This is a genomic window from Actinocorallia herbida (genome assembly GCF_003751225.1).
Classification (GTDB): domain Bacteria; phylum Actinomycetota; class Actinomycetes; order Streptosporangiales; family Streptosporangiaceae; genus Actinocorallia; species Actinocorallia herbida.
In genome coordinates this window covers 4,657,106-4,680,865 of the sequence record NZ_RJKE01000001.1, presented here as the reverse complement: position 1 = coordinate 4,680,865, position 23,760 = coordinate 4,657,106, and the positions used below count along the sequence as shown (strand labels likewise).

General features: G+C 71.1%; 18 protein-coding genes. 10 read left to right on the top strand and 8 right to left on the bottom strand.

Translation table 11 applies throughout. The features are described from left to right. Positions 1-175 precede the first annotated feature (175 nt). The 3 genes from EDD29_RS21620 to EDD29_RS21610 all read left to right on the top strand — a co-directional run bounded on the left by EDD29_RS21620 (position 176) and on the right by EDD29_RS21610 (position 4,301). Positions 176-2,005 carry a glycoside hydrolase family 15 protein gene (locus EDD29_RS21620; RefSeq protein WP_123666162.1) on the top strand — a complete coding sequence of 610 codons (1,830 nt, stop codon included), beginning with the start codon at positions 176-178 and terminating at the stop codon, positions 2,003-2,005. Between the two features lie 66 nt (positions 2,006-2,071). Then, the gene (locus EDD29_RS21615; protein ID WP_123666161.1) at positions 2,072-3,403 is read left to right on the top strand and encodes an MFS transporter; all 1,332 of its coding nucleotides are present in this window, start codon (positions 2,072-2,074) and stop codon (positions 3,401-3,403) included. An 85-nt stretch (positions 3,404-3,488) separates the two neighbouring features. After that, positions 3,489-4,301 (top strand): crotonase/enoyl-CoA hydratase family protein, encoded by an 813-nt coding sequence (locus tag EDD29_RS21610; protein ID WP_123666160.1) that lies wholly within the window; start codon positions 3,489-3,491, stop codon positions 4,299-4,301. 121 nt (positions 4,302-4,422) lie between these two features. Here EDD29_RS21610 and EDD29_RS21605 read toward each other — a convergent pair whose 3' ends face one another. Both EDD29_RS21605 and EDD29_RS48000 read right to left on the bottom strand, forming a co-directional pair. Next, entirely contained in the window at positions 4,423-5,250 is an 828-nt protein-coding gene (locus tag EDD29_RS21605; protein WP_342774440.1) for a TetR/AcrR family transcriptional regulator, read from the bottom strand. Positions 5,251-5,302: 52 nt separating this feature from the next. After that, entirely contained in the window at positions 5,303-5,704 is a 402-nt protein-coding gene (locus EDD29_RS48000; protein WP_211359822.1) for a hypothetical protein, read from the bottom strand. 140 nt (positions 5,705-5,844) lie between these two features. On the opposite strand from EDD29_RS48000, the gene EDD29_RS21595 reads away from it, so the two are divergent. The 3 genes from EDD29_RS21595 (at position 5,845) to EDD29_RS21585 (ending at position 9,451) form a co-directional block, all read left to right on the top strand. Continuing rightward, positions 5,845-6,801, top strand: coding sequence for an ABC transporter ATP-binding protein (locus tag EDD29_RS21595; RefSeq protein WP_123666158.1), 957 nt, complete (start codon positions 5,845-5,847; stop codon positions 6,799-6,801). Next, positions 6,798-8,384, top strand: a complete 1,587-nt coding sequence (locus EDD29_RS21590) for an ABC transporter permease (RefSeq protein WP_123666157.1) — start codon at positions 6,798-6,800, stop codon at positions 8,382-8,384. Before EDD29_RS21595 ends, EDD29_RS21590 begins: the two co-directional genes overlap by 4 nt. Before the next feature lie 116 nt (positions 8,385-8,500). After that, complete coding sequence (locus EDD29_RS21585; RefSeq protein ID WP_123666156.1) at positions 8,501-9,451, top strand: zinc-binding dehydrogenase; 951 nt, start codon at positions 8,501-8,503, stop codon at positions 9,449-9,451. Positions 9,452-9,685: 234 nt separating this feature from the next. On the opposite strand, the gene EDD29_RS21580 is transcribed toward EDD29_RS21585, so the two are convergent. The 3 genes from EDD29_RS21580 to EDD29_RS21570 form a co-directional block, all read right to left on the bottom strand. Then, on the bottom strand, positions 9,686-10,117 hold the full coding sequence (locus EDD29_RS21580; RefSeq protein WP_123666155.1) for an MFS transporter: 432 nt from the start codon (positions 10,115-10,117) through the stop codon (positions 9,686-9,688). Between the two features lie 239 nt (positions 10,118-10,356). After that, the gene (locus tag EDD29_RS21575; RefSeq protein ID WP_123666154.1) at positions 10,357-11,385 is read right to left on the bottom strand and encodes a hypothetical protein; all 1,029 of its coding nucleotides are present in this window, start codon (positions 11,383-11,385) and stop codon (positions 10,357-10,359) included. A gap of 61 nt (positions 11,386-11,446) precedes the next feature. Further along, on the bottom strand, positions 11,447-12,256 hold the full coding sequence (locus EDD29_RS21570) for a TetR/AcrR family transcriptional regulator (RefSeq protein WP_123666153.1): 810 nt from the start codon (positions 12,254-12,256) through the stop codon (positions 11,447-11,449). A gap of 210 nt (positions 12,257-12,466) precedes the next feature. Here EDD29_RS21570 and EDD29_RS21565 point away from each other — a divergent pair, with 210 nt between their 5' ends. From EDD29_RS21565 to EDD29_RS21550, 4 genes are all read left to right on the top strand, one after another. After that, the gene (locus tag EDD29_RS21565) at positions 12,467-12,790 is read left to right on the top strand and encodes a YciI family protein (RefSeq protein WP_123666152.1); all 324 of its coding nucleotides are present in this window, start codon (positions 12,467-12,469) and stop codon (positions 12,788-12,790) included. Next, positions 12,787-14,019, top strand: a complete 1,233-nt coding sequence (locus EDD29_RS21560; protein WP_123666151.1) for an RNA polymerase sigma factor — start codon at positions 12,787-12,789, stop codon at positions 14,017-14,019. Before EDD29_RS21565 ends, EDD29_RS21560 begins: the two co-directional genes overlap by 4 nt. A 167-nt stretch (positions 14,020-14,186) precedes the next feature. Further along, the gene (locus EDD29_RS21555) at positions 14,187-15,737 is read left to right on the top strand and encodes an adenylate/guanylate cyclase domain-containing protein (RefSeq protein ID WP_123666150.1); all 1,551 of its coding nucleotides are present in this window, start codon (positions 14,187-14,189) and stop codon (positions 15,735-15,737) included. A 168-nt stretch (positions 15,738-15,905) separates the two neighbouring features. After that, a protein-coding gene (locus EDD29_RS21550) for an IS3 family transposase (protein ID WP_123665178.1) occupies positions 15,906-17,104 on the top strand; the annotation gives its coding sequence in 2 pieces (ribosomal slippage) (positions 15,906-16,155 and positions 16,155-17,104; 1,200 coding nt in all). Positions 17,105-17,220: 116 nt separating this feature from the next. On the opposite strand, the gene EDD29_RS21545 is transcribed toward EDD29_RS21550, so the two are convergent. The 3 genes from EDD29_RS21545 to EDD29_RS21535 all read right to left on the bottom strand — a co-directional run bounded on the left by EDD29_RS21545 (position 17,221) and on the right by EDD29_RS21535 (position 23,752). Then, positions 17,221-17,829: a hypothetical protein gene (locus EDD29_RS21545; RefSeq protein WP_123666149.1), complete on the bottom strand. Its 609-nt coding sequence runs from the start codon at positions 17,827-17,829 to the stop codon at positions 17,221-17,223. Positions 17,830-18,306: 477 nt separating this feature from the next. Further along, positions 18,307-20,499, bottom strand: a complete 2,193-nt coding sequence (locus EDD29_RS21540) for a PLL family lectin (protein WP_123666148.1) — start codon at positions 20,497-20,499, stop codon at positions 18,307-18,309. A 16-nt stretch (positions 20,500-20,515) separates the two neighbouring features. Beyond that, entirely contained in the window at positions 20,516-23,752 is a 3,237-nt protein-coding gene (locus tag EDD29_RS21535) for a Tc toxin subunit A-related protein (protein WP_123666147.1), read from the bottom strand. Between the last annotated feature and the right edge of the window lie 8 nt (positions 23,753-23,760).

Here is a 23,760-nt window from a genome sequence, read left to right as displayed (position 1 = left end):
CCTTGTCGCGGGTGGGCTCCAGTGTGAACTCTTCGGCACCCAGCCCGACGGAATCCCTCCTCCCGCCTCCAGGGGTTTCATGGGCGAAGGTTCATGGGGGGATGGCCGAGAGGATCGCGGATCCGGGAAGGACGATCTCGAAGCGGGAAGTCGAGATGAGCAGCGAGGTGGCGCAATGGGGACCTATGTACCGATTGCTGAGCATGGGATGGTCGGCGACCTCCAGACCGCCGCGCTCGTTTCCTCCGAGGGGACCATCGACTGGTGGTGCACACCGAGATTCGACTCGCCGAGCATCTTCGCCTCGCTCCTGGACAGCGAGCGCGGAGGGTACTGCCGACTGGCCGCGGCGAAGGACGACGGGGAGGCCGAGGTGGTCCGGCAGCTCTACCTGTCGGACACCGCGATCCTCGTCACCCGGTTCATGTCGCCCGACGGCGTCGGCGAGGTCGTGGACTTCATGGTGCCGATCGAGTCCACGGAGCCGACCGCCCGGCACCGCCTGATCCGGATCGTCCGGGTGGTCCGCGGCACGCTCACCTTCACTTTCGAGTGCCGTCCGCGGTTCGACTACGCGCGGGCGTCCCACGAGTTCGCCTGGACCGGCGACGGATCCGCGGTCTGCCGGGGCCCCGGCCTCGACCTGCACGTCCAGGCGGTGGGGTCCCTCACGCTCCAGGCCGAGGAAGGGGACCTCACCTCCCGCTTCACCCTGGAGGCCGGGGAGACCGCGGCGATCGTCCTGACGAGTGACGAGGCGGGCTCCCAGGTCCCCGCCCTGATGTCGCGGGACGAGATCCGCGACACGTTCCAGTCCTGCAACCTCTTCTGGCTCGGCTGGCTGCGCAAGTCCACCTATCGGGGCCGTTGGCAGGACATGGTGAACCGCTCGGCGATCACGCTGAAGCTCCTCACCTACGCGCCCACCGGGGCGCCGATCGCCGCCCTGACCATGGGCCTGCCGGAGCAGATCGGCGGCGAACGCAACTGGGACTACCGGTACACCTGGGTCAGGGACGCCTCCCTGTCCGTCCGGGCCCTGCGCGACATCGGGTTCGAGGAAGAGGCCAACGCCTTCCGCCGCTGGCTGCGCGACCGCCTCGGCGCAGGGGGCACCGCGTCCGGCGAGCCGCTCCAGATCATGTACCGGATCGACGGCGACCCGCACCTGTCCGAGGAGGTGCTCGACCATCTGGAGGGCTACCGGGGGTCGGCGCCCGTGCGCGCGGGCAACGCGGCGGCCGACCAGATCCAGCTCGACATCTACGGCGAGGCCCTGTACGCGCTCTCGGCGTCCGACGACATCGGCAGCGTCCGGCACTGGCGCGACGTCACGAAGGTCCTCGACTGGCTCGCCGACCACTGGGACCGGCCCGACGAGGGCATCTGGGAGACCCGGGGCGACCAGAAGGACTTCACCTACAGCCGGCTGATGACGTGGGTCGCGTTCGACCGGGGCATCCGTGTGGCCACGGCCACCTCGCGGCCGGCCGACATCGCCCGCTGGACCCGGACGCGGGACGAGATCTTCGACCAGATCCTCGAACGCGGCTGGCATGAGAAGCGCGAGGCCTTCGTCCAGCACTACGACTCCGACGTTCTGGACGCGTCGATCCTGCTCATGCCGAAGGTCGGGTTCATCCCGCCGCGCGACCCCGCCTGGCTGTCGACGCTCGACGCGATGGGCCGGGAACTGGTGAGCGACAGCCTCGTCTACCGGTACAACCCCGAGGCGTCGCCGGACGGGCTGCGCGGCTCGGAGGGCACGTTCAGCCTGTGCAGCTTCCTCTACATCGAGGCGCTCGCGGAGGCCGACCGGCTGGTCCCGGCGCGGTACGGGTTCGACAAGATGCTCACCTACGCCAACCACGTCGGCCTGTTCGCCGAGGAGATCGGGCCTTCGGGCGAACAGCTCGGCAACTTCCCGCAGGCGTTCACGCACCTCGCCCTCATCTCCGCGGCCGTCACCCTCAACGAGCACATCGAGAAGGCGCTGAGCCGATGACCGCCCGGGAGCGCGGCGGTGGGTGAGGCCCGGATCTCTCGGCAGGCGTCGGAAGGCCCGCGACGCGTGCTCTTCCCGCTCGCGCTCGCGCAGTTCATCTGCAGCTTCGCCGGCTCGAACATGAACGTGATGATCAACGACATCAGCCGGGACCTCGACACGACGGTCGAGGGCGTGCAGGTCGCCATCACCGTGTTCCTCCTGGTGATGGCCGCGCTGATGATCCCCGGCGGCAAGCTGACCGACCGGTACGGCCGCAAGCGATGCCTGCTCGCCGGCCTGCTCATCTACGGCCTCGGCGCGCTGCTGTCGGCGGTCTCGCCCGGCCTGGGCGTCCTCATCCTCGGGAACTCGATCCTCGAGGGCGTCGGCACCGCCCTGCTGATCCCGCCCGTCTACATCCTCACCACGCTGCTGTTCACCGAGACCGCCTCGCGAGCCCGTGCCTTCGGCGCGATCATGGCGTTCGGCGGCGTCGGAGCGGCCGCGGGACCCCTCATCGGCGGCCTGATCACCTCGGTCCTCGGCTGGCGGGCGGCCTTCGTCTTCCAGGCCCTGGTGATCGTGCTGATCATCTTCCTGAGCCGGGAGATCAAGGACCCGCTGCCGCCCGATCCGACGAGCCCGTTCGACGTCCGGGGCGCGATCCTGTCGGCCGTCGGGCTCGTCCTCGTCGTGTCCGGCATCCTGGCGGCCAAGACCGACCTGTGGCTCATGCTCGCGCTGCTCGTCGCGGGCGCGCTCGTCCTCACCTGGTTCTTCGGCTGGATCCGGGCCAGGGAACGCGCGGGCGAGGAACCCCTGCTGTCGACGAGCCTCTTCCGGGACCGCACCTCGAATCTGGGGCTGGTCACCCAGAACGTCCAATGGCTCGTGCTCATGGGCACGTCGTTCACGGTGGCCGCGTACCTTCAGGTCGTCCGCGGGTACGACGCGATCCAGACCGGCGTCATCTTCACGGCCGCCACCCTGGGCCTGCTGGCGACGTCACTGATGGCCGAGCGCCTGGCGGAACGCCGGTCGCAGCGGACCCTCATCGTCACGGGCTTCGCGGTGACCGTCGCCGGCATCGTCCTCCTGCTCGCCCTGGTGGGCGGGTCCCCGAGCCCCTGGGCCTTCGCACCCGGGCTTCTGCTGATCGGCCTCGGCATCGGCCTGATGCTCACCCCGTCCGTCAACATCGTCCAGTCGGCCTTCGGTGAGGATCGGCAGGGCGAGATCTCCGGCCTTTCCCGCAGCGTCTCGAACCTCGGCTCGTCCCTCGGCACCGCGATCGCCGGCACCATCCTCGTCGCGGGCCTCACCACGCACGCCTACGCCGCCGCGATGCTGACCCTGGCGGCCTTCGCCCTCCTCGGCCTCAGCACCGCGCTGTTCCTCGGCCCCGGCCCCCGCTGAATCCGGCCGCCCCGGCGCGAGGCCGGGCTGGTTCCGCAGCGAATGATAATTGTATTCTCATTTCCGGCGTATCGGGCTGGCGGTGATGAGCCGCCTCGCTTCCTGGGAGTGGGCCGTGGACTACGAGTTCCTGAAGGTGCGGCGTGCGGGCGCGGTGCTGGTCATCGGGCTGAACCGGCCACGCAAGCGCAACGCGTTCAACGTCGAGATGCTGCACGAGCTGTCCCACGCGTACGCCGAGCTGGACTCCGATCCCGACGCGCGGGTGGGCGTCCTGTACGGGGAGGGCGGGGCGTTCACGGCGGGGCTCGATCTGCTGTCCGTCGCGCCCGCGATGCAGGAAGGGGGCGCGCTCTACCCCGAGGGCGGTGTCGATCCCTGGCGGATCGGCGGGCGGGAGCTGTCGAAGCCGCTGGTCGCCGCGGTCCACGGCAAGTGCCTGACGTTGGGCATCGAGCTGCTCCTGGCGTCGGACATCGTCGTCGCCGACGCCGGGGCGACCTTCGCCCAGCTGGAGGTCGGCCGGGGCCTGTTCCCCTTCGGCGGGGCCACCTACCGCTTTCCGCGCGCGTCGGGCTGGGGCAACGCGATGCGCTGGATGCTCACCGCCGAGGAGTTCGGCGCGGCCGAGGCCCTCCGCATCGGCCTCGTCCAGGAGGTCACCCCCGAAGGCGCCCACGTCGCCCGTGCGGTCGCCATCGCCGAGAGCGTCGCCCGCCAGGCCCCCCTCGGCGTCCAGGCCACCCTGCGCAGCGCCCGCCTGGCCCTCCGCGAAGGCGAGTCCGCCGCCGAGTCCGCCCTCACCCCCGAGGCCCAGAAACTCTTCACCAGCGACGACCTCCGCGTCAGCCTCGAATCCTTCCTCACCGGAACCCCGCCCGAATACCGTGGCCGCTGACACCCGGGGGCGTCGTCCTCGCCGCCGGGGGCGGGCGAAGCCGCGTCCGTCCCCGGCGGGTGTGCCCGAAACAGTCCCCTTGCCCGATCCCGTCACGGGGGTGAGCAGGGAGCCCGGGGCGTCAGTGCCCGGCGGGCGGGAGGGCGGCGGCGCGGAGGAAGGCTTCGGCGAAGTGCTCGCAGACCTGGTCGGGGTCGGGGAGGTCGATTCCGGGGACGGCGCTGAGGGTGGGTCGGGTGAGGAAGTGCATGAACAGGGGGCCGACCAGTTGCTGGACGAGGACGGGAACGGGCATCGGGCGGAGCCGGCCGGCGGCGACCTCCTCGGCGAGCCAGCCGCCGACGGCGGCCAGCAGGCGGGGGATGAAGTGCCGGGCCAGGGAGTTCAGGGCCGGGGCCGTGGGGCGGGCGAAGGCTTCGGCGAACATGGCGGGCATCACGCGTGGTTCGCGGCTGAGCGCGTCGGCGAGCATGCGGTAGACCTTGCGGACGGTGTCGGGCAGGTCCTCGTGGGGGCCATTGAAGATGGCCTCGGCGTCGAGGATCGGGCTGTACTGTTCGAAGATCGCCTGGAGGAGTTCGTCCCGGCCGCCGAACACGGCGTAGAGGCTGTGCACGGAGCATTCGGCACGGGCGGCGACCGCTTCCAGGGTCATGTCCGCGAGGCCGTCGGCGCTGATCAGACGGGCCCCGGCCTCGACGGCGCGCTCTCGTACCGGCCGCTGCCCGCCCGGGTCGATCCCGGTGGCGCGGACCGCGTCGTCCAGCGCCCGGCGTGCGCCGCCGATCCGCCGCAGCAGGGTGCTGCGGGAGATTCCCGCCTCCTGCGCGATCACGCGGGTCGGCACGTCCGCGACGTCCTTGCCCAGGCTCCGCGCGGCACGCACCGCGGCGGCCACCACCTCGGCGGGCACCATGGGACTCGGCTCGGACGCTGCACGGCTGCTCACAACGGTCCATTGTGCCGTGCGGGATCTTGGCCGACGGCCGGTAGGCGGACGTTCACTTCTGCGGCGTGGCGTCGAACTCCATGAAGTCGGTGACGCCGAGCAGCCGCATCATGACCGAGACGGGGTCGGGGAGGTCCGCCCAGGCGTCGGGGCCGCGGCGGCGGGGCCGGGTGAGGGTGTACCGGCGGCCGGCGCTGATCAGACGGGCCCCGGCCTCGAGCGCCCGTTCCCGGACCGGCCACTGCCCGCCCGGATCCACCCCCGTGGCGCTCACCGCGTCGTCCAGCGCCCGGCGTCCGCCGCCGATCCGGCGCACCAGCGTGCTGCGGGAGATGCCCGCTTCTTTGGCGATCTCGCGGGTGGGCACGTCGGCGACGTCCTTGCGCAGGCGGCGGGCGGCGGCCAGGGCGGCCGCCACCATTTCGGCGGGCACCCGGGGATCGGTGTCGGACACTGCGCCTCCCTTCGTACACCCTGATCGATGACGCATGACTCAAGCTATCATTTAATCATGCTTCATGCTCTACACTGTCGGGTGAGGCCGGGTACGGCGGCGGCAGCCGTCCCGCGCCGTTCGCTGCGGAAGGGACGGACATGAGCGTTTCGGCGACCACAGAGCGCGCGCCCGGCGACGGGCACGGCGAGCACGCGGGTGAGGCGGTGATCCAGGTGGAGGGCCTGGTGAAGTCCTATGGGGACTTCCGGGCGCTGGACGGCCTGGACCTGACGGTCAGGCGGGGTGAGGTGCACGGGTTCCTGGGCCCGAACGGGGCGGGCAAGTCGACCACCATTCGGGTCCTGCTCGGGCTGCTGCGGGCGAACGCCGGGCGGGTGGAGCTGTTGGGCGGCGACCCGTGGAAGGACGTCGTGTCTTTGCACCGTCGTCTGGCTTATGTGCCCGGAGACGTCACCCTGTGGCCCGGCCTCACCGGTGGCGAGGCGATCGATCTGCTGGGCAACCTGCGCGGCGGCCTCGACGAGGAGCGGCGCCGCGACCTGCTGGAGCGGTTCGAGCTCGACCCGACCAAGCGGGGCCGCCAGTACTCCAAGGGCAACCGGCAGAAGGTCGCGCTCGTGGCCGCGCTGGCCTCGGACGTCGAACTGCTGATCCTGGACGAGCCGACCTCCGGCCTCGACCCGCTGATGGAGGCGGTGTTCCAGGAGGAGATCACCAAGGAGAAGGAGCGCGGCCGCAGCGTCCTGCTGTCGAGCCACATCCTGTCCGAGGCCGAGGCGCTGGCCGACCGGATCAGCATCATCAGGGCCGGGAAGGTCGTCGAGACCGGCACCCTCGACCAGCTCCGCAAGGGCACCCGCACCACCATCCACGCCGTGCTCGGCGACCCGCCCGCCGACGTCGCGGAACTCCGGTCCGTGCAGGACGCCCGCCTCGAAGGCGGCAGGTTCACCGCCACCGTCGACCCGGCGCAGATCAACGCGGCGATGGCCGAGCTGAGCCGGCACCGGATGAGCGCACTGACCGTGGCGCCGCCTTCGCTGGAAGACCTGTTCCTGCGCCACTACGGCGAGACCGAAGGCGGCGGGGCATGAGCGCCGTCACCGGAGTCCGGCCGCTGCTGAAGGTCACCGTCCGCCAGGACGGGCGCAACATCGCGCCCTGGATCGTGCTGATCACCGCGCTTTCCGCGTCCTCGGTGCTGGCCTACGCCTGGGTCTTCCCGGACCAGGAGAGCCGCCGGCACCTCGCCGCGACACTCGGCACCAACCCCGCCCTCAGCCTCGTCTTCGGCCAAGCCCGCGACCTGATGACCGCCGACGGGTTCAACGCCTGGCGTGCCGGTGCGCTCGGCACCTTCTTCGCCGCGCTCATGGCCGTCTTCATCGTCGTGCGCAACAGCCGCGCGGACGAGGACTCGGGGCAGGCCGAGCTGCTGGCCTCCGGAGTCATGGGCCGCCACACCCGCCTGGCCACCGCCGTCGCCCTCGGCACGGTCGCCTCGCTGGCGCTCGGGGCCGTGTCGTGGCTGGTCACGCTGGCCTTCGGCGGCGGGGCCGTCGACTCCCTGGCGCTGTCATCGACCTTCACCGCCTCCGGGCTCATGTTCACCGGGGTCGCCGCCGTCGCCGCCCAGATCGGGTCGGACGCCCGGACCGCGAACACCCTCGCCGTCGCGGTCCTGGGGATCGCGTTCATCGCGCGCGGCTACATCGACGCCGCCCAGGCGCCGGAGTGGACGGCCTGGCTGACCCCGCTCGGCTGGCTCGGCCAGGTGAAGGCCGCCGCGGGCAACGAGTTCTGGGCGCTGCTGCCCGCCCTCGTCCTCGCCGTGGTCCTGATCGCCTTCGCGTTCGCGCTGAACGCGCGCCGCGACTTCGGCATGGGCCTCATCCCACCCCGGCGCGGCCCCGCGCGCGGAGGCCGTTCGGCGAACGTGTGGGGGCTGGCGCTGCGCCTCAACCGCGGCCCGATCCTGTCCTGGCTCGTCGCGTTCGCCGGGCTCGGCACCATCTTCGGGTTCCTCGCCGGGCCGGTCGGCGACGTGTTCGCCGAAGGTCCCGGTGCCTTCCTGGCCGCGAGCGCCGGAGCCGGACCGGAGGACCTGCTGTTCGGCTTCGTCGCCCAGATCCTCCAGATCATCGCGATCATCGCCGCGGTCTTCGGCGTCCAGATCGTCATGCGGGTGTACGCGGAGGAGACCGACTACCGGGTCGAACCGCTCCTGGCGGGCTCGCTGCGCAGGGCCACCTACCTGACCAGTAACGCGGTCCTGGCCTTCCTCGCGCCCGCGCTCGGCATGCTGCTGGCCGGAGGGGTGCTCGGCCTGGTCGTCACCCGCACCGAACCCGCGATCTCGGCCGTCGACGTCCTCGGCCAGGCCGCGGTCACGGTCCCGGCGGTCTGGGTCCTGGTCGCGCTCGCCTTGGCCGCCGTCGGCGCGAACCCCCGGGTGCGGCTCGTCGGCTGGCTCGGCATCGTCGCCACCTTCGCCCTCACCCTCCTCGGCCCCCTGTTCCGGCTCTGGGACTGGATCCTCGGCATCAGCCCCCTGGCCCACGTCCCCAACCTCACCGCGGCCGACCCAGACCGGATCGGCCTGCTGTGGATCACTCTGATCGCCGTGGCCTTCACCGCCGTCGCCTTCGCCGGATTCCGTCGCCGCGACGTCCTGTGACCCGCCCGTCCGGACGGCCCCCACGGCTCCGATCTGGGTAAACACCCCGGCGTGGCGGGTACCGGTGACCCGACGCGTGGCGCGCGGACGTCTCCCGGCACGAAAGGACCCTTGAGATGAAAGCCTGGTACTTCCACGAGGTCGGCAAGCCGCTGACGCTGGAGGAGATCCCCGATCCGGTGCCAGGACCGGGCGAGGTCGTCATCCGGACGAGGGCGGCCGGGCTGTGCCACAGCGACATCGGCTACATGGACGGCACCCTTGCGAGCCTGCTCGGTCCGCTGCCGATCGTGCTCGGCCACGAGACAGCAGGGGTCGTCGCCGAACTCGGCGCGGGCGTCACCGGCTTCCGGGTCGGCGACCGCGTCGCGATCAACGCCGACGTGGACGGCCCCGGCACCCTCATCGACGGCGGATTCGCCGAGAAGGTCCTCGCTCGCGCACGCGAACTCGTCCGGATCCCCGATGGCGTCGACTTCGACCAGGCCGCGACCGCCACCGACGCCGGGCGCACCTCCTATCACGCCGTCCGCACCATCGGCCGGGTCACCGGGGGCACCCGGGTCGGCCTGATCGGTCTCGGCGGTCTCGGCATGCTCGGCGCGGCGATCGCGGTCTCCGCGGGAGCGGAGGTCCACGCCGCGGAGATCAACGAGGACGTCCACGACCGCGCCCGCGCGATCGGCGTCCGCAAGATCGTCAAGGACGTCGCCGAACTCGCCGACGACGACCTCGAGGTCATCATCGACTTCGCCGGATTCGGCACCACCACCGCCGGCGCCATCGACGCCGTCCGCCGCAAAGGCCGCGTCGTCCAGGTCGGCCTGGCCCGTGAGACCGCGACCATCTCCGTCCAGAATCTCGTCCTCAAGGAGGTTCAGCTCCTCGGCTCGGTCACCGGCTCCAACGCCGACGTCGCCGGCGTCCTCGCCATGATCGCCGACGGCACCATCTCCGCCGAGGTCACTCCTGTCCCCTTCACCGAGATCCCCGCCGGCTTCGACCGCCTCATCCGAGGCCAAGCCCACGGCCGCCTCGTCGCCCATTTCGACGACCGAGGCCGGTGACCCGCACCGCGCCGCCCGTCCGATGAACCTCGAGACCGCCGCCGAGGCCCACGCCGCCGACCTCGGCATCGTCGTCACCGGCCACGACGCTCAAGGAGCGGGAGGCGATGCTCGAACAGCGGCCGGTGGTGGGGTCCGTCGTCGCGGCGTCGACCTGGAGCGCCGCGATACCGGACGAGCCCGGTTCCGGCGCGGGGAGTGCCGGAACCGGGCTCGGAGGGTGAAATCGTGCGGTCAGAGGTGGGCGGGGGTCTTGTGCGGGGCGGGCCGGGGGCCGGTGCCTCGGGGGCGGTAGAGGAGGGCGCCGGTGGCGAAGATGGCCGCGGACCACCAGAAGGCGGTGGTGAAGCTCTGGAGCCGGGCTTCGGCGAGGGTCTGCGGGCTCGGGGCGTGGCTTGCCACGTAGGCGGTGGCGGCGCTGGTGGCGAGGGTGTTGAGGAGGGCGGTGCCGATGGAGCCGCCGACCTGCTGCATGGTGTTGACGGTGGCGGAGGCGGCGCCCGCGTCGGCGGCGGCGACGTCGGCGGAGGCGGTGCCGACCGCGGGCGGCATGACGTGACCCAGGCCCAGGCCGATGACGATGAGAGGGGGCAGGACGTGGGTCGCGTAGGAGGTGTCGAGGCCGATGCCGGTGAGCCAGACCAGGCCGTCGGCCGCTACCAGCATGCCCACGGGGACGGCGGCGCGCGGCCCTAGGCGCGGGACGGTGACGTTCGTGGCGATCTGCGCCTACGTCATCGGCATCCCGATCCTGGCCGCCAGCAGCGCCGAGACCCTGGCCGACGCCGTCGGCCCGGTGCTCCAGCACTACTTCACCGGCCCCCTGCCCGACCCGCGTCAGGACGACCGGGTGCCGTTCGGGGCGGGAGCCGTGGACGGTCGGTTCCCGCCTCGTGCAGGTCGGGTCAGGCGAGGAGTTCGATTTCCTCGAGTCGGCGGCGGGACCGAAGCAGGGGCTTGAGGACGGCGGCGGAGAGGAGGGCGGCCCCGATGGCGAGCCAGGTGAGCATGACGATGAGGGGGCCGGTGGCGCCGCCGCCGTCGTAGAAGGCGGTGGAGCGCAGGAGGGTGCCCGCGGCGCCGGGGGGCAGGAGCCGGCCGAGTTCGCCGGTCCAGCCGGGCAGCATCTCCGGGGCGCTGGAGGTGCCGGACAGCGGGTTGCCGATGAGCATCATCAGGGCGGCGCCGAGCCCGAGCCCGGCTCCGCCGAGGAGGGCCTGCAGGCCCATGAGGGTGAGGGCGATGGCGGAGATGGCCAGTGCGACGACGCCGCTGTTGGCGAGGTAGGCGCCGCCCAGGGAGCCGAAGCCGAACTGGAGGATCGCGGTCAGGGCGAGTCCGCCGGTGACGGCGTAGGCCAGCATGGCCGTCACCTGCCGTCCGGTGCCCTCGACCATGCGGCCGAGCAGGACCGCGCCGAGCATTCCGCCCATGACCAGGGGGAGCCCGGCGGCGGCCAGGCCCGCGCCGCGCGGGTCGTCGGCGGACAGGGGCGCGAGGTCGTGGACGGTCACGGTGGCCGGTGTCGCGGTGCCCTTGGCCTGGGTGAGGTTCTGGGCGAGTGTCTGGAGGGTCTGGGCGGCCATCGGGCTTCCGGCGGTGCCGATGATCACTTCGGGCCGGAGCGTGGTGAGGTCGATGGCGCCGTAGACGTCGCGGTTCTGGACGGCGTCGCGGGCGGCCCGGGTGTCGGTCAGGCGGGTGATGGAGAACGCGCCGGGCTGCCCTTCCTCAAGCGCGGTGATGACGCGTTCGGCGGAGGGTCCCGTTCCCGCGACGCCGATGGGCAGGTCGTGCAGGGAGGACGTGGCGGCGGGCCAGGCGAAGGCGGTGAGGACAAGGCTGACGGCCGCGGTGAGCAGCGCGACGACGGCGGCGGCGCGCGACCACGGCGTGGGTGCGTCGGGGGCCGGGGTGCGGGCGTGTGAAGCCATCGGAGTTCCTTAGGGGTCGGGAGTCTCGAAGGGAGGCGCTGCGCTCGGCAAGGGCCGCAGGTCAGTCGCCGGGCAGGGCGAACGAGCGAAGGAAGGACTCGGCGAAGACCGTGCACGCCTGGTCGAGGTCGGCCAGTCGCAGCCCGGGGATGTGCTCGCCGACGGGCCGGAACAGGAAGTAGTGCAGGAGCGGCCCGGTCATCTGATGGATGAGCAGCGAGGTGGGGAAGTCGCGGAGGCGACCCGCGTCGACCTCGCCTCTCAGCCACCCGTCCAGGCCGCCGAAGAGCCGTGGGCCGAGGTAGCGGGCCATCTCCACTATGCCTTCGTCGGTCTGGAGGGCGAGGGACTGGGCGATGATGGCGGGCACGATCCGGGGCTCGCGCGTGAAGGTGGCGGCCAGGACGCGGTAGAAGCCGTGGACGGCGCGGGCGAGGTCGCCGTCGGCTTCGGCGATCGCCTCTTCCAGGTCGAGTGCGGGGCTGTACCGGTCGAAGATCGCGTGCAGCAGTTCGTCGCGTCCGCCGAAGGTCACGTACAGGCTGTGCACCGAGCACTGCGCCACGGCCGCGACCGCTTCCAGTGTGAGACCGGCCAGGCCCTGTCCGCTGATCAGGACCGCGCCCGCCTCGATCGCCCTCTCCCGGACCGGGCTCTGCCCTCCGGGATCGACGCCCGTCGCGCGCACCGCGTCGTCCAGCGCGTGCCGGGTGCCGCCGAGACGGCGCAGCAGCGTGCTCCGCGAGATCCCGGCCTCCCTTGCGATCGCCACGACCGGCACGTCGGCCACGTCCTTGCCCAGCCGCTCCGCGGCCCGCACGGCGGCCTCCACCAGATCCGGCGTCACCGCCGCGTCCGTCGCACCCGTCATGTCCTCGCTCGCTCTCATAGATACTGGAACATGATTAAAGGTATAGCGTATTCCGGTACCAAGTGTAAGACGGGCGGCGGGCACCGTGACAGGCGGGCCCGGGTCTTTTGAAGAAGTCCGCGAGGCCGTGTCGGATCCGGACCGCGGCGTTCGTAGTAGAAGTGAGAGGCGGCCCGCGAGGGGCGGCCGGAGCACAGGAGACGATCCGACATGCAGTACCTGGTTTCCGTGATCTTCGACGAGCCCGTCCTGGCCACGCCGGACGAGGACGCCGCGATCGACGTGTTCAACGAAGGGCTCGTGGCCGGGGGCCACTGGGTCTTCGCCGGGGGACTCGCGGAGCCCGGCACGGCCACGGTGATCGACGACCGGGGCGGGGAGACGCTGTTCACCGATGGACCCTTCGTGGAGTCGAAGGAGTTCCTCGCCGGCTTCTGGATCATCGAGGCGGCGGACCTGGACGTGGCGCTCAAGCTGGCCGCCGAGGGGTCGAGGGCCTGCAACCGGAAGGTCGAGGTCCGGCCGTTCCTGTGAGCGAGCCCGATGTGCGAGCGGCGATCACCCGGGCCCACCATGCGGAATGGGCGCGGGTGGTCGCGGTCCTGACCAGGCGGTTCGGTGACCTCGACGTCGCCGAGGAGGCGGCGGCCGAGGCGTTCGCGACCGCCGTCGAGCGCTGGCCGGCCCGCGGGGTGCCGCCCAACCCCGGCGCCTGGCTGATCACCACCGCCGACCGCAAGGCCATCGACCGGATCCGCCGTGAGAGCAAGCGCGACGCCAAACAGGAGGAGGCCCGGCGGTTGTACGACGACGACCCGCCCGAGCCTCTCGGCGCCATCGGCGACGAGAGGCTTCGGCTGATCTTCACCTGCTGCCACCCGGCGCTGGCGCCGGAGGCCCGGGTGGCGCTGACGCTGCGCCTGGTAGCCGGGCTGACCGTGCCCGAGATCGCCCGTGCCTTCCTGGTCCAGGAGACCGCGATGGGGCAGCGGATCACCCGTGCGAAGGCCAAGATCAAAGCGGCGCGCATCCCCTACCGGGCGCCTTTCGCGGCGGATCTCCCGGCGCGGGTCTCCGGGGTGCTGGCCGTCCTCTACTCCGTCTTCAACGAGGGCTACCTGGCGACGGGTCCCGACACCGATCCCGTCCGGCCTGACCTGACGGCCGAGGCGATCCGGCTGGCCCGCCTGATCCGTGGCCTCCTGCCGCAGGACGGAGAGGCGGCCGGCCTGCTGGCGCTGATGCTCCTGACCGAGGCCCGCCGCACCGCCCGGGTCTCGCCGAGCGGCGAACTGGTCTCCCTCGCCGAGCAGGACCGCGGAGCCTGGGACCCGGCCCTGATCGCCGAAGGCCACCGCCTGGTGCGCGAACGCCTGGCCTCCGGAGTGCCTCCGGGCCGCTACCAGATCCTCGCCGCGATCAACGCCGTGCACACCTCCGCCCGCGACCTCCGCGACACCGACTGGTCCCAGATCGTCGCCCTGTACGACCGGCTCACCCGCCTCGACGCCTCCCCGATCGTCGCCCTCAACCGGGCCATCGCCGTCGCCGAACTCGACGGCCCGGCCGTGGCCCTGGCCGCCGTCGACCGCCTCGAAGGGAAACTGGCCGCCTACCACGCCTACCACGCGACGCGCGCCGACCTCCTGCGCCGCCTCGGCGACGGCGAGAGGTCCCGTGCCGCCTACGACAGGGCGATCGAGCTGGCGGGCAACACCGCGGAGACCGCCTACCTGAGACGCCGCCGAGACCAACTGAGATAGGAATCGCGGAGCGGTCGGCGGCGCGTGGTGCCGCGCCGGAGGGAGCCGAAAGCGGAGTAACCGGAGAAGAGGCGGTCCGTCCGGCGTGACCTTTTGGGCCGGGGCTCGTTATGCCCAGGGAGTCCCGGTGGCTGGTGGGGCAGTCGTTACGGAGTGGGGTCGGGCGTATGGGGCGGTTGCTGACACGGGTGCTGGACGGGCGGGCCGGGGCGTCCAGGGAACAGGTCGAGCGGCGCACGCGGCGGCTCGTGCTGTCCAGCGTGGTGGTGGCGAACATCGGCGGCGCGCTGGTGGTGCTGGCGCTGGCGATCGTGGTGCTGCCCGATCCGGTGGACCTCGCCGACGCGGAGGCGCTGCGCCGGCTCAACACCGGGCTGCTGCTCGCGTACCTGGCAGTGGCGATCGTGGTCGGCGTCGCCTGGGGACTGCGCATGTTCCGGCCGGTGCGGCGGCTGATGCTCACCGGCCGGCGGCTGGAGGACGAGGAGCGCCGGCTGATGCTGCGCGCGCCGCTGCGCATGATGCGCGTGCACGTCGCGCTGTGGGGGCCCGCCGGGGTCGGCTGGGCGCTGATCAACCTGTGGTTCTCGCCGCTGATGGCGCTCAAGGTCGGCCTTACCTGCCTGCTGGGCGGGCTGACCACCTGCACGATCATCTACCTGCTCACCGAGCGGCTGCTGCGCCGGGCCGTCACCGACGCGCTGAGCACCCGGATCCCTGACGAGTCCGGCGTTCCCGGCGTGGTGGCGCGGCTGGTCTTGGCCTGGACGCTCGGCACGGCGGTGCCGGTCCTCGGCCTGCTGATCTTCGGTGCCGTCACCCTGCTCGGCGCGAACGTCACCGCCCGTCAGATGGCCTGGGTGGCGGTGGCGCTGGGCGCGACGGCGCTGATCGTCGGCGTCGCGGTCACGTTCCTGATCGCCCAGGCCGTCGCCGCGCCGATCGACTCGGTGCGGCAGGCGATCGGCCGGGTCGAGCGGGGCGACCTCGACGTCGAGGTGCCCGTGTACGACGGCAGCCAGATCGGCAGGCTCCAGGCAGGGTTCAACCACATGGTCGCCGGGCTGCGCGAGCGCGAACAGATCCAGGACCTGTTCGGCCGCCAGGTCGGCGAGGACGTCGCCCGCCTCACCCTGGAGCAGGGCGTCGAGCTGGGCGGAGAGCTCCGGGACGTCTGCGTCATCTTCGTCGACCTCGTCGGCTCGACCCGGCTCGCCGCCACCCGGCCGCCGATCGAGGTCGTCGGGCTGCTGAACGAGTTCTTCGCGGTCGTCGTCGAGGTGGTCGAGGAGCACGGCGGCTGGATCAACAAGTTCGAGGGCGACGCCGCCCTCGCCGTCTTCGGCGCCCCCTCACCGCTCGACGACGCGCCGACGCGCACCCTGGCCGCGGCCCGCACGATGGCCGCGCGGCTGGCCGCCGAGGTGCCCGAGGTGACCGCGGCCGTCGGCGTCTCCGGCGGCGAGGTCGTCGCCGGCCACATCGGCGCCCTCCACCGCTTCGAGTACACCGTCATCGGCGACCCGGTCAACGAGGCCGCCCGCCTCACCGAACTCGCCAAGACCACCCCCGCCCTCCTCCTGGCCGCCGCTCCGGTTCTCGACGCCGCCGCCCCCACCGAAGCCGCCCACTGGTACATAACCGGCGAAACCACCGTGCGCGGCCGCACCCGCCCCACCCGCACCGCCACCCTGACGACCGACCGGCGACCCGCATAGGCGGGTCAGCCGCGAGATCTGCCGGTATTCGTGATCGTGACGGACGACGCGATCATCGGAACGGCCACCCGTGGTGGATGGACCTCTCCACCGAACGAGGGATGAGCCGCCCCGAAGGTTCCGGACAGTGGCCCCACTAGAATGGGGTAGTCCGGAAAGGTAAGTGATTTGGCTCGTTCGAAGAGGAATTACTCTCCTGAATATCGGCAGGAAGCCGCCAGGTTGGTGGTGGATTCTTCCCGTCCGATCGCACAGGTCGCGAAGGAGCTCGGCATCAATGCCGGGACTCTGGCGAATTGGGTGAGTGCGTACCGGCGTGAGCATGCCGGGGAAGAGGCTCCTTTGACGCTCGATGAGCGGGTGCGCCTGAAGGAGCAGGAACGCGAGATCCAGGAACTCAAGATGGAGCTCGAGTTCGTAAAAAAAGCGGCGTTGTACTTCGCTCGGGAGCAGCGGTGACCTCGAAGTACGAGTTCATCGACGCGGAGTACGCCAACCCTTCGGTCGTCATCGGCGATAGATCGCCGGCAATCGTTCAGATGTGCGCATGGCTGGGTGTCTCGCGCTCGGGATTCTACGAATGGAGAAGCCGGCCGGAGTCGGCGACCGCGCGGCGCCGCGATGAGCTGAAGGCGTGGGTGAGGCACTTCTTCGACGTTTCCGATGGGACGTACGGGTATCGGCGGATCCACACCGATCTGGTGGAACAGGGCGTGCCCGCCGGGCCGGAGCTCGTCCGCTCGGTCATGCGGGAGCTGGGGCTGGAGCCCTGCCAGCCCAGGCCATGGCGCGTCGGGCTGACCGAGCAGGACGGCCAGGCCCACCACGTGCCCGACCTCGTGCAGCGCGACTTCACCGCGTCCGCCCCCGGCGAAAAACTCGTCGGCGACATCACCTACGTCGAAACATGGGAGGGCTGGATCTATCTGGCGACGGTGATCGACTGCTATTCCAGAGCCGTCATCGGCTGGGCGATCGGCGAGGACTACAAGACCCCGCTGATCGAGAAGGCGATCGGCATGGCGGCCCGAAACCACCGGCTGGCCGAAAGCGCGATATTTCACAGCGACCGCGGAAGCAATTACATGTCCAGGCAGTTCGCCGAGACCCTGCGGCGCCTCCGGCTACGGCAATCGACCGGGCGGACCGGAGTCTGCTGGGATAACGCACTCGCGGAATCCTTCTTCGCCGCACTGAAGAACGAGCGCGTCCATCGGACGGAATATCCCACTCGAGAACACGCACGCCGGGACATCATCAAATACATCGAGCTCTGGTATAATCCCCGGCGACGGCATTCAGCACTCGGCAACAAGAGCCCGGCCCAGGTTCACACTGAGTACCTGAACTCCCAGCTCTCAGCGTGAATTGACCGCAAATAGAGCTGTCCGGAATCAGCGGGGCACATCAGGAAGCCCGGCTGACGCGACGGGGATCCCGGCGGCCGGCCGAACGGGTCGGTCGGCCGGCCGCCGGGGTGGGGTCAGGGGCTGGTGATGGTGAGGGTGGGCGCGAGGGTGTAGTTGGCGGTGTAGGTGACGGCGTCGCCGTTGTGGAGGAGGCCGAAGCAGCCGGAGACGTTCCAGACGTGGAGGTTGCCGCCGCTGACGGCGAGGACGCCGGTGCTGTTGGTGTAGGTGCCGTTGACGGAGCCCGGGGTGGTGGCGGTGGTCCCGCCGACCGACGCCGAGCAGAGCAGGCCGCTCATGGTGGCGGTGACGTTGTCGAGGGTGCCGGTGGTGACGCCGGACGCGTAGGAGACGGCGTTGAGCTGGTAGGAGACGCCGTTGTTGACGACGTTGAACTTGATGCCCAGCGGACCCTTGCAGCTGGTGAAGTTCACGTTGGTGATGGTGGCGATGGCGGTGCCGGACAGCCCGGTGCCGCTCTGCACGGTCGCGTCGGTCGTCGACGAGGTGCAGGTGAGGGTCGCGCCGGAGGTGACGTCCTTCAACGTGGTCGTGCCGGCGGTCGCGGTGACCGCGCCGCCCGGGGTGACGGTCCAGGTCGCGGCGAACGCGGGCGCGCCGACGCAGACGACGCCCGCGGCCGCCGCGGCCGCCACCAGCATCGCCGATGAACTCTTTCGCATGATCTTCTCCTCATTTCAGGGGGGTGGAGACGGCATGGAAAATCCAGGAAACCGGAAATCGCGCCGGTCTCCCGAACTCCCTTCATGACGGGAGGTGAGTTTCGCGTAGATTAAAGATGTATTGCGAGGTGTGCAAGAAACCCGTCGTTGAATTCACATTCCGGTCTAGAGACCCGGCGCCGGTTCATAAAACCACGGTATTCGCCCAGGTCGGAGCCGTAGTCGGGCCGCGACGATAGAACCGAATTAGATTCGGCATGGCGATGACCGGGCGATGGAATTTGATCTTACAGAATGTGTAAATGAAGTGGACGGTAGGTGATAAGTCCAGGTCGCCGACCGATCGGATTCCGTTCTCGCCGGATCCGGAGACCGAGCCCACCGGTCTCCTGCACAGCGGCCGCACCGCCCGCCAGGTCACGCCGGAGATTGGCCGCTCACGGTCAGAAATCGCCACCCCCGGATCGAGGGCGACCGTCATGTGGGAATGGCGGAGGTGACGACGTGGACTCGGTGGTCGCCGTCCAGGATCACGGCGCAGGGGAGCGTGTGGACGAGGGTCTGCGCCTTTCCGCTGAGGACCTTGGTCGTGGGGGACCGCGGGTCCCAGCGGGACCAGCCGCCGCCTCCGGTGGACAGGCGCCAGATCTGGTGGTCGATTCCGACGACGAGGACGAGGGAGGTCGCGGGGGCGGAGGCGTCCTGCAGGGTGCCGATCGGGGCGCGGGGGCGGGCGTCGGCGGGACGGCCGCGTGCGGTCCACTGCGCCGACCCGGCGAGGGACCAGCGGAGGGTCCACACCTGCTCGCTCGAGCCGACCACCGCGATCTCCAGGGAGTCGGCGGGGGACACCCGCGAGACGCCGATGCCGGCGCCGATCCGCTCGGTCGGAGTGGGGGTGCCCAGGTCGATCCAATCGGACACGCTGCCGTCGTAGACGTTGATCCAGAGGTGACCGTCGGCGGTCACGGCGGCGGCGACCGTGAAATCCCCCTCCGCGGATGTGAGGGGTTGCGCGCCGATGACGGCGAAGATCAGCTGGCCCGGAGGAGCCTCGTGATCCGTCCAGGCTGGGCCGCCGGCTGAGGAGTGCGTCCAGAGCCGGCCGTCGTCGGCCAGCACGTGGACCAGGGGGGAGGGCGACGGCCCGGGCGAGATCGGGGCCACGCCCGTCGTGACCGCCGCGCCGGCGGGGGCACCGTGGTCGACCCAGGTCCAGCCGCCGGCGTCGGCCTTTCTCGCCCACAGGTGGCCGTCACTGCCGATCACGAAGATCGAGGTGCCATCGGAAGGGGCGCCGACGGGTGGGGAGGAGATCCCCACACCTGCGGTGCAGGTGACGTTCGGCGCGGGCGTGCCGTGGTCGGTCCAGAAGAGGGCCTGGCTGAAGTACGTGGCGAATCCGCCGGAGACCAGGTCTCCCCACAGCCGGCAGTTCCAGAGCGCGCCGTCCTCGCTGATCACCGGGAATCCGATCGGGAGGAAGTCCGGTTCGTTCGGGTCGGGAGCCTCGTCGTAGGCTCCGACGATCAAGGCCGCGGGGCCTGGCTGGCCGTGGCGTTCCCACCGAGGTTCGCCGGTCCCCGACTCGATGGCCCACAGATCGAAGTTCTCGGCGATGCCCACGGTCAGGACGCGCCCCTGCCCCTCCGCCGCCGCGACTTCGACGGCGGAGACGGGGCGGACGGCGCCCCCGTCCGACAGCGTGCTGCCCAGGTCCTTCCAGGCGCCGGCCGGCGTGCGGGACCAGAGGCGGTCGTCGGCGCGGGCCAGGACGACGGGCTCGCCGGGTCCGGGGTCGGAGCCCTTGACCGCCACGAGGGCCTCGTCGACGAAGTCGGGGCCGCCGGTCGCGTTCGGCCGCCCGAGATCGGACCACTGCCAGTCCCGTCCCGAGCCGACGAGCATCTTGACGGTGTCCGTGACCGCCCTGGACGTCACGACGGCGCAGGCCTGGAGCCGGCCGCTGCCGTCCCGGAAGGAGGTGGCCGACAGTCCGTTGAGAAAGGGCGCCTGGCCACCGGGTGTGATCCAGGTCCAGAGGGAGTTCTCATGCACGGCGATCTGGAACTTCTCGATCTCTCCGAGGCTGTCGGGGTCGAGCGTCACGGCGAAGATGTGCGGTTGCGGAGGCGCCCCCGGCGTGACGGGCGCGGCGGCGACGGCGAGTTCGGCGGAGACCCAGTCGGCGTCCAGGGGGATCGGGAACCACGAGTCGTCGGGATCGAGGCCCTGGCGGATCCACGGCCGGATGGTGGCGTTGGTGATCACGAGCGTGTGCTTGAGCAGGGTGTTCCGGCGGATGGCACTGGCCTGGATGTCGCCGGGCCAGAGGAAGAAGCCCAGGCCCGAGGATCCCGGTGGCGGCCCGGAGATCCCGGTCCACGGAGTGGGCGTCGCGCCCTTCCGGTGCAGCCAGACCTTGGCGTCGAAGTCCACGACCATGGGCTGGAGGCCGTCCGCTCCGTCGACGGGGACGAGCGTGCCGTTGAGCAGCTTCTCGACGCCGGGCGGGACCCCGAGGTGCACCCACCTCCATCCGGTGGCCGCGCGTTCGCGCAGGTAGAGGTGGCCGCCGAAGGTGCCGACGGCGATGGTGGAGGCGTCGCCGACGTGCGCCCACCAGACCTCACCTGGGCTGCCGAGCCTGGTCCAATCGACGGGTGGCATCAGTGCGCTCCTGTCCTCATGGGGAATCCGTCGGTCGGCGGATCGTGTACCGGACGATGAGGTGGGGGTCGGCCTTCCGGTCGCGGACCACCACGGTGTCGTCCGCGGGCACGTCAAGGGTGAACGCCCCCGAGCTCGCGAGCTGGGCGTCGAGTGCCTGGAGCGCGGACTCCTCCACCGGAGACGGCCCCCGCACGAGCTCGTCCCCGGAGATCCCGTAGAGCTCGACCGCGGTCACCTTGATCGTCGCGGATTGGGCGAAGTACGGGAACCAGTCCTTGGCGATCCGCAGCGACGGCCCGGAGCCGCCCGCCAGGAAGGCCGCCCAGTCGTCCGGGAAATCGTGCCGCAGGCTGAACGACCGCCCGAGCGCCCGTCCCGCCGTGGCGGCGAAGCGTTCGCGCAGGTCGGTGACCACGGCGTCGGTCCGCACCCCCGGGCGGGCGGTGTAGCCGATGTGCAGGACGGCGTCGGAGATGCTCGTGTAGTCGAAGGTGCGCAGCTCGGACGGCAGGTTCAGGGCCCAGGTGCTGATCGCGCCCGCTCCCTCGAACGGCAGGTACCGGTCATCGCGCGCCCCGGCGTCGAACAGGCCCGCGTCACGTACCGCGGAGCTGGTCACCACCGACTCCAAGGCGCCGGGATAGTCGAGGAAGCGAGGATCCTCTCCGGACGTCCGGGTGTACTTGTCGGCGATCAGCCCCGGATCTCTGCGCAGGGAGCTGCGCTGGAGGGACAGGGTCGCCGCGACGGACGTGTAGGGGCCCGTCACCGAAGGCAGGCTGAGCGCCACGGTGCGGATGCGGCGCAGGTGATGGCCGGGCACCTCGAGGTCGTACAGCCATTCGGGCACGGTGAACTGGCATGACCCCCGGGACCGCAGTTCGAGCAGGGCCAGCGGGTCGAGCATGCGCAGCGAGACATGGGTGGTCAGCTCGAACTCGCGGCGGTCGTGCTCCAGATAGGCGAGTTGCAGCCGGGTGAGATCGTGGTGCAGCCGCTCGCCCGCCTGGAGGCCGCGCCTGCCGGTCTCCCAGTGCCGGTGGCCGATGAAGGTCTGCTCGTCGAGTTCGGGGCGCATCACCTCACGCTTCACGGCCTGCTCGGCCGAGCGCGCGACGTCGATCGCCATCCGGTAGCGCTCGGCGAAGCTGCGGGACACCTCGCCGCGCAGCCACGTGTACAGCTCGGTGTTGGTGTCCTTGGTGGCGAGGAACGCGTCGACCTCCTGGGCCCGCTGGATCTGGTCTCCGGCCATCTCGTGGTCGCGTCGCGCGACCTGCTCGTGCACGAGAGCGGCGATGAGCTGGCGCCCGTTCTGCATGAGTTCCAGGGCCGCCTGGTTGCTCTGCTGCACGAAGTCGAGATCCCGGCGCTGGTAGGCGGCGATCCGCGAGGCCCGGCCGCCGTCGTGGGCGTCCTGGTCGGCGGCGCCGCGGATGGCGGTGGCGAGCGTCCTGCCCACCGCGGACAGCAGCGGCCCGCCGAACTCCACATGGCCGCCGATGCCGAACGGCTCGATGTCGACGCCCATGTTCGGCAGCATGCCGAGCACCCCGTAGATGATGTCCAGGTCGGTGGCGTCCCGCTGCTTGTCCCGCGACGCCGGCAGGTGGACGTTCAGCTCGGCGAACTCGTTGGGGATCAGGTTCAGGGATCCCTGGCTCTGCGCGCCCGCCTGGATCTGCGGGTCGCCGTCGCGGGCCAGCCGCGGCGCGGGCCTGGTCTCCCGCGCGATCGCGGTCGCGTACTGACCGACCAGCCGCTGGTGCACTTCTTCGAAATTGGCCTGGGTGACCGGCACACGGGTGAGGGCGACGTCGCGCAGCCGGTCGACTTCCGCCTCCGGGCGGCCGAGCAGCAGCTGGAAGTGCCGGTACCGGTCGAAGGTCAGGGCCCGCGTGCGCAGCAGCGCCTCGGTGTTGGCCTCGGCCTCCTTCCAGGCGAGGAAGCGCACATCCCGGCCGAGCCTGGCCATGCCGATCTCGTGGGCCTGCCGCAGCCGGGCGAGTTCCTCGCCGTCGCGCCGGTCCATCGCGGAAAGCAGGGCGGATCCGGCCGCCTTGACCTCCGCGGTGATCTCCAGCGCCTTCTGGATCAGCAGGGCGGCCCGCACCGGCGAGGCGGGCGCCCGGGTGCCGGCGACCGCGCCCGCGACGTCGATCCCGGCGGCGGTGGCCCGGGACAGCAGGCCCGGGTCCAGTGCCGGTGCGAACAGCGCGAGCTGCCGCACGGTGCCGGTGATGTCGCGGCAGGTCCGGATCTTGAACAGGCGGTCGGCGACGGTGTCCCAGTATCCGACCAGCTGGTCGTTGCGCGGGACGCAGAAGTAGAGGCTGCGCCCGATCCCCAGCAGCGCGGTTCCGCCCGCCCCCGCCCCCGCGGCGCCCGGGGGCGGCGTCCTGGAGAACGGCAACTGGTTCTCCAGCTTGACGAGTGCGTTCCCGAAGGCCCCCATACCGGCCTCCTTGAGCCCGCGGTAGCTCATCCGCGGCGCGGCCCGGTGCCGGGGCACCTCCGCCGGACGCGGACCGAGGATGTTCCCGGCGAGCACGTACAGCTGGGTGGCCTCGTTGATCGACTCGGCGGTGTCGAGCCGGAACAGGCTGTCGCCCCAGGCGATGAGGTTCTCCAGGTACTTCATCACCACGTAGTACTGGTAGGCCACCACCCGTGTCCTGGCGACCCGGTGGGGCCGGAAGGGTTCGCGACGCAGTCCCTCGTAGGCGCGGGCGGCCGAGACCAGCAGGATCCGCTCCTCCGGGGTGAGCTCGGCGGGCGGGCGGCTCAGCACGGCCACGAGTTCGTCGACCCGGGGCATGTCGCCGGGCCGGGGGTCGCGGAAGCGGATGAACTTCCAGAACCGGTCGGGCACCGGCGTGCTCGGATCGGTCTCGGTGGGGTCGAAGACATGGTGGAACCAGCGCTGGGCCTCCGCGAAGCGCTGGTTCTTGCTCAGGTGCACCGCGATGGTCACCGGCGCGTGGAAGAACAGTTCCCAGTTGTAGACCGAGTACGGTCCCGCCTCGCTGACGTCGATGTTCTTCGGCGACGAGGTGACGGTGAAACTGGGGTCCTCGCCGGCCGCCAACGGGTCGTTCGGATCGTAGAGCCGGTCGAAGAACGGCTCGGACACCTGCTGGACCGCGAGGTCCAGGAGTCCGTCCACGGACTGCTGGTTGAGCCGCTCCACCAGCATCCCGACGTAGGGATGGAAGTGGTTCTCGAACACGAAGGACGTCGTGTCGGCCATGGCGGGTC